This window comes from Pseudomonas sp. Xaverov 259 (genome assembly GCF_019352915.1).
Lineage (GTDB): Bacteria > Pseudomonadota > Gammaproteobacteria > Pseudomonadales > Pseudomonadaceae > Aquipseudomonas.
The window spans coordinates 1-10484 of sequence record NZ_JAAAFV010000040.1; the positions used below are offsets into that span (position 1 = coordinate 1).

Sequence of the window (10484 nt, forward strand, 5' to 3'; positions counted from 1 at the left end):
CAATGGCGAAGTCGCCGGTGATGGACTCTTCCATCAGGTACGGGCGACCGTTGAACTCGCGGGTCTCCTTGCCTTCGGCCACTGGAGTACCGACGCCGGTCGCGGTGAAGAAAGCCGGGATGCCGGCACCGCCTGCGCGCATTTTCTCGGCCAGGGTGCCTTGGGGCGTGAGCACCACTTCGATTTCGCCGCTGAGCAGTTGCTTTTCGAACAGCGCGTTTTCACCGACGTAGGAGGCGATTACCTTGCTGATCTGCTTTTCTTCCAGCAATACGCCCAGGCCAAACCCGTCGACGCCGCAGTTGTTGGAAACCACGGTCAGGTCACGGGTGCCTTTGCGCTTGATCTCGGCGATGAGGTTTTCTGGAATGCCGCACAGGCCAAAACCACCGGAGAGCACGGTCATGCCGTCTTCCAGGCCTGCCAGCGCTTCTTCATAGGACGCCACGCGTTTATCGAAACCTGCCATATGCACCTCTTTTATTGTGTGTGGGCCAGCCAATGAACTGAGTGTTGCGCTGACGGATTGATTTGTTAAGTTGTTTTTTAAGGTTGATTGATTTAGAAAACAGCATAGTCCAATCGCCGCCCGGAGCAGCCTCATGACCGTCAAACAGATGCGTGCCTTTCTCGCCGTGGCCCAAAGCCTGAGTTTCGCCGCTGCCTGCGAGCGCCTGCACCTTTCCCAGTCGGCGCTGAGCCTGACGATCAAGGGCTTGGAGGAGGGCTTGGGTGGCCGCCTGTTCAGCCGTAATACCCGCAACGTTGCACTGACGCCTGAAGGTGAATCGCTGCTGCCGCTGGCACGTCGACTGATTGCCGACTGGGACAACGCCGAAGACGAACTGCGTCAGCGTTTCACCCTGCAGCGGGGCCGCGTCACCGTGGCGGCGATGCCGTCGTTTGCGGGCAACCTGCTGCCACCGATCCTGAAGATATTCCGCGCGCGTTACCCGCACGTGAATGTGACGGTGCACGACCTGATCAATGAACAGGTGCTGGAAATGGTCCGCGATCGCCAAGTGGAGCTGGGCGTGGCGTTCGAGCCGTCCGAAGGTTCGTCACTGGCCTTCACGCCTTTATACCTGGACCGGTTTATTGCGGTGGTGCCCGGTGACTCGCCCTTGGCGCAGCGTACCGAAGTCGACTGGAAAACCCTGTTGGAACACCCATTCATCACCCTGCAACGGCCCTCGACGGTGCGCGTGATGCTGGAGGAGCATCTCGGGGCCTTGCAGATGAAATTGCCGGTGGCGTTGGAAAGTCATCAATTGGCCACGGTCGGCAAGATGGTTGCCAGTGGCCTGGGTGTCAGCGCCGTGCCGGCGCTATGCGCGCGCCAGATGGAGGAGGCGGGCGCCCATTGCATCACCTTGAGTACCCCGGTCATCGAGCGGCCGATTGGTGTGTTGACCAAGCCCGGTCATGAACTGTCGGCGGCGGCGCAGGTGTTGTTTGATATTTTCCGCGATGAAGCGGCGAAGGGACGTTTCCCGACGTTTTAAGCACGCCACAAAACAAATGTGGGAGCTGGCTTGCCTGCGATAGCTAGTTAACATTCAACAAACGTGTTGGCCGTTAAACCGTTATCGTAAACAAACCAGCTCCCACAGTGGGCAAGTTTTACTTAGTAGTAGCGGTCGATCACTTTAACTTGCGAGTTATCCTTAAAAGATGCCCAGGCATTGTTAAGCGTGTCGAACACTTGCTCAATGAAGTTTCGATCGGCCGCCGCTTTCTTGCCGACATAACCCTGGCCGCGGCGGTACATCTTCAGGCGCGCCGCCAGTTCACGGTGAGTGCGGTCGAACTCGGCTTCTTCGGTGTGGGGCGCCAGGCAGTCAATTTTGACTTCGCCCGATTTGCCAATCCACAGGATATGGTCGTCGAGTTTGTCTTTTTGCGCTGCGAACATCTCAGCCAATTCATCGATAGTTGGTTGGTTGTTCAGATTCATGTGTAAGCCCCTTGACCAGTTGGCGATCTATCAGTTGGTTCGTTAAAACTGCTTAGTTGTCTCCGGTTCCGAAAACCGGGCGTCAGTAACGGTCTGCCGAATACGGGCAGGGTCTTGAACCTGATGCATGTAGTCCTGCTGATGAACGGCTACGCGATGGTTTCATCGCGAAGACAAGCAGCGTTTGAGCTCCTTGTACCGATCCTTGCGGGCCGGTCAGCTTCATCAAGCTGCCTTGTGGGCAGTGCACATCCGGAAAAAACAGCTCGGCGGTCAGACGAGCTTGTTCAAAACGCGTGTTACCAACGCTCCCGATCCGGGAGACGTCTCGATAATGCAAGGACAAAAAGGTTACGTCAACGGTTATGTAGTGATTTTTTTTGCTCACTACATAAATCGCTGTGGGGACGGGAGAATGCGGGGAAACGTGACTTGGGCGTCATTTTTTGTGCGGTGGGTCTCGGTGGGCAGGCAGTCAATACAACGCGAAAACCCTGTGGGAGCTGGCTTGCCTGCGATAACGGTGTGTCAGCCAAAGAGTTGTTAACTGATACACCGCTATCGCAGGCAAGCCAGCTCCCACAATTGAATTTGCAGTGTGCCTACTGACGCAATCGCTCGGCCAGCAGGGGCAACAACCGCTCGCATGACGCCTCGATTTTCACCTGCAACAGCTCATCCCCACGGGTCTTGCCCAGGTTGATGGCGATTACCGGCTTGCCTTGTTCCACCATCGCTTTGCACAGGCGAAACGCCGAATAGGCCATAAGCGATGAGCCGACCACCAGCAGCCCATCTGCATGCTCCACGGCGGCCATGGCCCTGGCTGCTGTAGCCGGTGCCACATTCTCGCCAAAAAACACAACGTCTGGCTTTAGCCGTTCGCCATTGCAATGGGGGCAGCGCGGAACCTGGAAGCGTTCTTCAAAGGTCGGGTCGAGCAGGGTGTCACCGTCGGGCGCCTGCACCGCGTGGACCTGCATCAGGTAAGGATTGTCGATTTCCATCTGCCGCTGAATCACATCGCGGGTACTGCGCTGCTGGCAGTCCAGGCACAGCACACGGTGCAGGCTGCCATGCAGTTCGATCACATCATGGCTGCCGGCCTGATCATGCAGGGTATCGACGTTTTGCGTGATCAGCCCGCTGATACGCTCGCGTTGCTGCAGCGTGGTCAGTGCCCGATGAGCCTGGTTCGGCTGCGCAATACGCACCCGTGGCCAGCCCAGCATGGCGCGTGCCCAATAGCGGCGACGCGCCTGCGCGGTGGCGAGGAATTCCTGGTACATCATCGGCGCCTTGCCACGGCGCACGCCTTCGCTGTCGCGATAATCCGGGATGCCCGATGACGTGCTGATACCTGCACCGGTCAAGACCAAAAAGCGTCGTTCAGCCATGGCCCGGTACAGGGTGTCGAGGTGGTCTTTTTGATGGTCCAGCGTATCGAGCATGGGTTCCCCTATTCGCCGCGGATGTACTGCTCCAGCTGTTTGATCAGGTCGGCCTGTTCGGCAATGGCCTCTTTTACCAAGTCACCGATGGACAGCAGGCCCAGCAGTTTGCCGTCTTCGACCACGGGCAGGTGGCGCAGGTGACTGTCGGTCATGATGTTCATGCATTCTTCGACACTTTTATGGGTATCAACGGTGATCACAGGGGAACTCATCACCTCATCAACTCGGGTTTTGACCGACGACAGGCCCTTGAGGATGAGTTTGCGTGCGTAATCACGTTCGCTGATGATCCCAACAACCGAACCCTCCTTGACCACCGGCAAGGCCCCGACGTTTTTCTCTGACATCCGCACCAGCGCCTCAAATACCGTGTGGTCCCATTGAATGGTATGCACGTCCTGATTTTTCTGGTCCTTGGCTTTGAGCACTTGTGCAACGGTTTTCATGGCGGCCACTCCGGTGTTGTTGTTAGGAAGTCAGCGAGTCCCCTACAGAATCCTAGACGGGCTACAGCGCCGCAAGGCCCAAAGCGGCGTTAAACCCGTCGAAAAACGTCATTCGCCGGATTATTTCGCGATTTAGCCGGCACTTTTCGGTTTTTTCGCCCGCTTTGGAGCGCCTGTGGTCTTGCGCGGTGCAGCCTTGCGTTTGTTTTTCCACGGCGTAGCGCCTCGACCTGCCGGGCTGGCTGGGCCGGTGATGGTCATGCGCATGCCATTGCAGCGTGCCACTTGTTTGCTCATCCAGGCCGCCTGCTTGGCGACGAATTCTTCCAGGCTCATTTCGCCGCTTTGCACCATGTCCAGAGCCTGCTCCCAGATCGCAGTGGTGCCTGGGTCGGCAATCGCCCGAGGCACCGCGTCGATCAGGCTGAACGCCGCTGGCGTGGCCGACAGTGCCTTGCCGTTTTTGACCAGGTAACCGCGGTCGAGCAAGCCCTGGATAATTCCGGCGCGGGTGGCTTCGGTGCCGATGCCGGTGGTGTCTTTGAGCTTTTGCTTGAGCAGCGGGTCTTGCACCAGTTTGGCGACGTTTTTCATTGCCTTGATCAGGTCGCCCTCGGTGAACGGCTTGGGCGGCTGGGTCCACAGGTCCTTGAGGTTGACCTTGGCCACCGCGTAATCCTGGCCTTGCACCAAAGTCGGCAAGGCCTGCGGTGCGGGAGCTTCACGGCCTTTGGCGGGCGCCAGTGCCTCGGGCAGGGCGCGTTTCCAGCCCGGCTCGATGATGACTTTGCCTACCGCGCGCAAGGCTTGGCCTGCGCAGTCGAAATCCGCCTGGGTGCGATCATATTCGTGGTTGGGCAGGAACTGCGCGAGGTAACGTGCGCGAATCAGCGTGTAGACCGCACGGTGCTTACCGGCCAGTTGCGCGACGTCCTTACCGGCACCGGTAGGAATGATGCCGTGGTGCGCACTGACCTTGGCGTCGTTCCAAGCCCGCGAGCGGCGTTGCGGGTCGATGTGCGGCATCAGCTCATTGACGGCAGCATCCGCGCGGGCCAGCGCGGCCAAAATCTTCGGCGCATCACTGTGCTGGCTGAGTGGCAGGTAGCCGCAATCACTGCGAGGGTAGGTGATGACTTTGTGGGTTTCGTAAAGGGACTGCGCAATGTCCAGGGTTTCCTGAGCACCCAGGCCGAGCTTCTTGGAACAGATTTCCTGCAATGTGCCGAGGTCGAAGGGCAGGGGCGCGACTTCACGCATGCGCTCGGTACGCAGTTTGACCAGCCGGGCGCTGGCGGCGTTGGTCATCGCTTCGGCGGCATCGCGAGCCAGTTGCGGGTTAAGACAGCGGCCTTGATCGTCGCAGGCATCCTCAGCAGCGCGCCATTGAGCCGTGAAGGTCATGCGTTCATGCCGCAAGTCGACATCAATGGCCCAGTAAGCCACTGGCACAAAGTCGGCGATGCTGCGATCGCGGTCCACTACCAGGCGCAAGGTCGGGGTTTGCACGCGGCCCACCGGCAATACGCCTTGATAGCCGGATTGGCGCCCGAGCAAGGTAAACAAGCGACTCATGTTCATGCCGATCAGCCAGTCGGCGCGTGAGCGGCCGAGGGCCGAGTGATACAGGCTGAAGGTTTCGGCGCCAGGTTTGAGGGCGGTGAGGGCTTTGCGAATGGAGGCATCATCCAGTGCCGACAGCCACAAGCGCTGGATCGGTCCGCGATAGCGGCAGTGCTCCACCAGCTCACGGGCGATCATCTCGCCTTCGCGGTCGGCGTCGGTGGCGATCACCAGTTCCTGGGCTTCCCCGAGCAAACGCTTGACGGCCTTGAACTGGCTGGCGGTCTTGGGCTTGACCAGCATCTTCCATTTTTCCGGCACGATTGGCAGGTCGGCCAGCACCCAGCGCTTGTATTTGGCGTCGTAAGCGTCGGGCGGGGCGGTTTCCAGCAGGTGACCGATGCACCAGGTGACGGTGACCCCGTTGCCCAGCCAGCACCCGTCGCCACGCCGACTGGCACCGAGCACGGCCGCGATATCCTTGGCCTGGGAGGGTTTTTCACAGAGGTACAGCCGCATGGTCATCACATCAGATCGGGTTGATGCCTTGCAGGATGCTCAGTCAAAGGCAATTGAGCAACCATTATCTGTATGGATGTACAGCTATAAGTTTCAAGCTGCAAGCGACAAGCAGAAGCCGATCAGCTTTTACCTGGCGCTTGCAGCTTGCAGCTGACTCAATTGTTATTGATGTCTACGTCCTTGGTTTCCTTGAGGCAGAATAACCCCACAATCAAGCTCACGCCGGTCACCACCACCGGGTACCACAAGCCGTAGAAGATATCGCCGGTGTACACCACCAAGGCAAACGACACCGTTGGCAGGAACCCGCCAAACCAGCCGTTACCGATGTGGTAGGGCAGCGACATCGAGGTGTAGCGGATACGCGTCGGGAACAGTTCCACCATCAGCGCCGCCAGCGGGCCGTAGCACATGGCCGCGATCAGGATCAGCACCACGATCAGTACCACCACCATCACCTTGTTGACCTGGGCCACATCCGCCGAAGTCGGGTAGCCGGCCAGGGTCACCGCGCCGCGCAGGGCCGCTTCGTCGTAACCGTCGATGCGCACATCACCCACGCTTACCTGCACCGGGCTGCCGGCTGGCGCGGCGGCGCTGCTGTATGGCAGACCTTGCTTAACCAGGAAGGTCTTGACCTTGTCGCACGGGCTGTCAAAACGCGCCTTGCCCACCGGGTCGAACTGGAAGGTGCAGGTGGCCGGGTCAGCCAATACGGTGATCGGAGCCTGGTGGCTGGCCTGGTCCATCGCCGGGTTGGTGTAGTGCGCCAGCCCTTTGAAGATCGGGAAGTACAGCGCGGTGGCCAGCAGCAAGCCGAGCATCAGCACCGGTTTGCGCCCAACCTTGTCCGACAGCCAGCCAAACAGGATGAAGAACGGCGCGCCGATCACTACGCTGATAATCAACAGCATATTGGCCAGGGCCGGGTCCATCTTCAGGAACTGTGTGAGGAAGAACAGCACATAGAACTGCGCCGCATAAAAGGTCACGGCCTGCCCGCCGTTGATGCTGAACAGCGCAATCAGCACCACCTTGAGGTTTTCCCATTTGCCGAAGGATTCGCGGATCGGCGACTTGCTCGCCTTGCCTTCCTCTTTCATTTTCAGGAATGCCGGCGACTCATGCAGGCTCATGCGGATCCAGGTGGAAATACCCAGCAGCACAATCGAGAACAGGAACGGAATGCGCCAGCCCCACACCTCGAACTGGTCGCCGGTGAAGTAACGGCAAGCCAGCACTACCAGCAGCGACAGCAGCAGGCCCAGGGTGGCGGTGGATTGAATCCAGCTGGTGTGAAGGCCGCGTTTACCGGCCGGTGCATGCTCGGCCACATAGGTGGCTGCACCGCCATATTCACCGCCCAACGCCAGGCCTTGCAGCATGCGCAGCACGATCAGAATGATCGGCGCCGCAATGCCGATGCTGGCATAGGTGGGCAACAGCCCGACACAGAAGGTCGCCACGCCCATCAGTATGATGGTGACCAAAAACGTGTACTTGCGCCCGATCATGTCGCCCAGGCGGCCGAACACCAGCGCGCCGAACGGGCGCACCACAAAACCTGCGGCAAAGGCCATCAAGGCAAAGATAAACGCCGTGGTGTCGTTGACCCCGGCAAAAAATTGCTTGCTGATCACTGCCGCCAGGGCGCCGTAGAGGAAAAAGTCGTACCACTCGAACACCGTCCCTAAAGACGAGGCGAAGATGACTTTCCTTGATTCGCTGCGGGTGCTCGCCTTGACGGCCGAACCCAGGGGTTGAGCATGTTCTGACATCGGGTATCCCTCACAGTGATTATTTATTGTTGTTCCACTGTCGGCGCCGGGTGCGGCGCCGCTATTCAGATTGCATGAACCGTTTCTCTCTGCGGGGCGAGACTCCTTGTGTTCGGCGAAAGCATCAGCTGCGCTGCCTTTTCCGCAATCATCAGTGTAGGTGAGCAGGTGTTGCCGGATGTAATGCGTGGCATCACCGAGGCATCGGCAATACGCAGGCCCGGCACGCCATGCACGCGCAGTTGGGCATCGACCACTGCCTCTTTGTCATCGCCCATGCGGCAAGTGCCCACCGGGTGAAAAATTGTCGTGCCGATACGCGCGGCGGCTTCATGCAGCTGCTCTTCGGTTTGCAGCGCGTCGCCTGGCAGGTATTCCACCGGCTTGAACTGGCTCAGGGCCGGTGCGGCGACGATGCGGCGGGTCAGGCGGATCGCGTCTGCGGCTACGCGCAAATCTTCGGGGTGGCTGAGGTAGTTGGGCCGTATCAGGGGTGCATCTGCCGGGTTGGCTGAGCGGATATCAATGCGGCCACGGCTTTGCGGGCGCAAGTCGCAGACTGACGCGGTAAAAGCCGGGAACGCATGCAATGGCTCGCCAAAACGTTCCAATGACAGCGGTTGCACATGGTATTCAAGGTTGGCCGACGTCTGCTCCGGGCCGGAGCGGGCGAAGGCGCCGAGCTGGCTGGGCGCCATCGACAATGGGCCGCTGCGGTCATACAGGTAGCGCAGGCCCATGCCCATCTTGCCCCACACCGTGCCGGCGATCTGGTTCAGGGTGCGTGCGTTTTCGAGCTTGTAGATCAGGCGCAGTTGCAGATGATCCTGCAGGTTGCCGCCGACCCCCGGCAGTTCATGCAGCACGTTGATGCCCGAGGGCTTGAGCACAGTGGACGGGCCAATCCCCGAACGCTGCAGAATACCGGGCGAACCAACAGAACCGGCGCACAGGACGATTTCCTTGCGTGCCTTCCAGCTCAGCTGTTGCCCATGTTGACGCCCGACCACGGCCGAAGCGCGGCCGTTTTCCAGCACTACACGGTCGACCTCCACTTCGGTCAGCACAGTGAGGTTGGGCCGCTGGCGGATCGGCTTGAGAAACGCCTTGGCCGCGTTCCAGCGCACCCCGGCTTTTTGGTTGACCTGGAAGTAGCCGCAGCCTTCATTGTCGCCCTGGTTGAAATCGCTGATTGGCGCGATACCACTTTGCGCCGCCGCATCGCGAAAGGCATCGAGGATCGGCCAGTGCAGGCGCTGTTGCTCCACGCGCCACTCACCACCATCGCTGTGAAATTCCGAGCCGCCGGCAAAATGGTTTTCGCTCTGTTTGAACAGTGGCAGCACGTCTTTCCAGGCCCAGCCGGGGTTGCCTGCGGCGGCCCAGCCGTCGTAATCCTGGGCTTGGCCGCGCATATAGATCATGCCGTTAATGGAGGAACAGCCGCCCAGCACCTTGCCGCGTGGGTAACTCAGTGCACGGCCTTGCAGGCCTTCCTGGGCTTCAGTCTTGAAGCACCAGTCGGTGCGCGGGTTGCCGATGCAGAACAGGTAGCCGACGGGGATGTGGATCCAGGGGTAATTGTCGCGGCCACCGGCTTCGAGCAGCAGCACGCGGTGGGCGGGGTTGGCGGACAATCGATTAGCCAGCAGGCAGCCTGCGGGGCCGGCGCCTACGACGATGTAATCGTATTCAGCAGTTGCAATGGGCATCTGAGGTCTCGCTTGTTTTTCTTATTGGCCCCATCCTAGTTGTTAGTTTTCGTCTTAAAAATGTTAGTTTTTACCCAGCTGCTGTGCGTTTTTAAACAGCGCGGCTCAGGCTCTCGCATTGGAGGCGACATGTTCGACTGGAATGACCTGCGGTTTTTTCTTGAGTTGCAACGCAGCGGCCGCCTGCTCACCGCTGCGCAGCGCCTGAAAACCACGCACGCTACGGTGGCCCGGCATATCGAGGCCATCGAGAAAAGCCTCGGCACTGCGCTGTTCGTGCAGCATGCCCAAGGCTACGAACTGACGCCTTCCGGTGAAGCCCTGCTTAAGCACGCCGAAGCCATGGAAAACGTCGCGCTGTTGGCCGAAGACGAACTCACCCATTCGGCTGCGCCGCTGGGCAAGATCCGCCTTGGCGTGGCCGAGGGTTTGGGCGTGATGTTCCTCGCCAGCCGCATGGGCGGGCTGTTCGAGCGTTATCCGGGGCTGGAAGTGGAGCTGGTGGCGGTGCCGCGCTTTGTGAGCATTCTCAACCGTGAAGCGGAAATCAGCATCCACCTCGAACGCCCCAGCGTCGACCAACTCGTCACGCGCAAACTCACCGACTACCGCCTGGCGCTCTACGCCAGCCGCGCCTACCTTGCGCGCAACCCGCCGATCGAAAAGCGCGAAGACCTCGCCGCCCATGCCTGGATCGATTACGTGGATGACCTGCTGTTCAGCCAGGAACTCAAGTTCCTCAGCAGCTTTTGCCGCAACCCCAAAGTGGTATTCCACAGCACCAGCGTGATTGCTCAACACCAGGCGGCACGTTCGGGATTGGGCATTGCGGTGTTGCCGTGCTTCATGGCAGCTGGCGACCCGGAGCTGGTGCCACTGCTGCCGACAGAAAGCATCCAGCGCAGTTACTGGATCAGTTCGCGCCGGGAGCTGCACAAATCGGTGCGGTTGCGGGTGCTGTGGGATTATGTGGTGGAGTTGTGCGCGCGGGAGCAGGGGTTGCTGCTCGGCGAAACCCACTGAAGAAACCGGATAAACATGTGGGAGCGGGC

Annotated in this window: 10 protein-coding genes; 3 read left to right on the top strand and 7 right to left on the bottom strand. The window is 59.7% G+C overall.

From position 1 onward, the window contains the following. Positions 1 to 469: CoA transferase subunit A (locus K0H48_RS17075; RefSeq protein ID WP_219268372.1), on the bottom strand; the 469-nt coding region annotated here is incomplete at its 3' end. A 133-nt stretch (positions 470 to 602) separates the two neighbouring features. Here K0H48_RS17075 and K0H48_RS17080 point away from each other — a divergent pair. Continuing rightward, positions 603 to 1505 (top strand): LysR family transcriptional regulator, encoded by a 903-nt coding sequence (locus tag K0H48_RS17080; protein ID WP_219268373.1) that lies wholly within the window; start codon positions 603 to 605, stop codon positions 1503 to 1505. Positions 1506 to 1627: 122 nt separating this feature from the next. Here the strand turns inward: K0H48_RS17080 and K0H48_RS17085 are convergent, their stop codons facing one another. The 4 genes from K0H48_RS17085 to K0H48_RS17100 form a co-directional block, all read right to left on the bottom strand. Further along, positions 1628 to 1957: a hypothetical protein gene (locus K0H48_RS17085; protein WP_138815508.1), complete on the bottom strand. Its 330-nt coding sequence runs from the start codon at positions 1955 to 1957 to the stop codon at positions 1628 to 1630. Between the two features lie 602 nt (positions 1958 to 2559). Continuing rightward, the gene (locus tag K0H48_RS17090) at positions 2560 to 3408 is read right to left on the bottom strand and encodes an NAD-dependent protein deacetylase (RefSeq protein WP_219268374.1); all 849 of its coding nucleotides are present in this window, start codon (positions 3406 to 3408) and stop codon (positions 2560 to 2562) included. An 8-nt stretch (positions 3409 to 3416) separates the two neighbouring features. Beyond that, positions 3417 to 3857 (bottom strand): CBS domain-containing protein, encoded by a 441-nt coding sequence (locus K0H48_RS17095; protein WP_219268375.1) that lies wholly within the window; start codon positions 3855 to 3857, stop codon positions 3417 to 3419. 132 nt (positions 3858 to 3989) lie between these two features. Then, positions 3990 to 5939 carry a DNA topoisomerase III gene (locus K0H48_RS17100; protein ID WP_219268376.1) on the bottom strand — a complete coding sequence of 650 codons (1950 nt, stop codon included), beginning with the start codon at positions 5937 to 5939 and terminating at the stop codon, positions 3990 to 3992. Here K0H48_RS17100 and K0H48_RS17105 point away from each other — a divergent pair. Further along, positions 5938 to 6096: a hypothetical protein gene (locus tag K0H48_RS17105; protein WP_219268377.1), complete on the top strand. Its 159-nt coding sequence runs from the start codon at positions 5938 to 5940 to the stop codon at positions 6094 to 6096. The genes K0H48_RS17100 and K0H48_RS17105 overlap by 2 nt on opposite strands. A gap of 1 nt (position 6097) precedes the next feature. Here the strand turns inward: K0H48_RS17105 and K0H48_RS17110 are convergent, their stop codons facing one another. Next, positions 6098 to 7720, bottom strand: coding sequence for an MFS transporter (locus K0H48_RS17110; RefSeq protein ID WP_219268378.1), 1623 nt, complete (start codon positions 7718 to 7720; stop codon positions 6098 to 6100). A gap of 65 nt (positions 7721 to 7785) precedes the next feature. Further along, positions 7786 to 9432: a GMC family oxidoreductase gene (locus K0H48_RS17115; RefSeq protein WP_219268379.1), complete on the bottom strand. Its 1647-nt coding sequence runs from the start codon at positions 9430 to 9432 to the stop codon at positions 7786 to 7788. Between the two features lie 129 nt (positions 9433 to 9561). Between K0H48_RS17115 and K0H48_RS17120 the strand changes: the two genes are divergently transcribed. Beyond that, positions 9562 to 10455 (top strand): LysR family transcriptional regulator, encoded by an 894-nt coding sequence (locus K0H48_RS17120; protein ID WP_219268380.1) that lies wholly within the window; start codon positions 9562 to 9564, stop codon positions 10453 to 10455. The last annotated feature ends 29 nt before the right edge of the window (positions 10456 to 10484 follow it).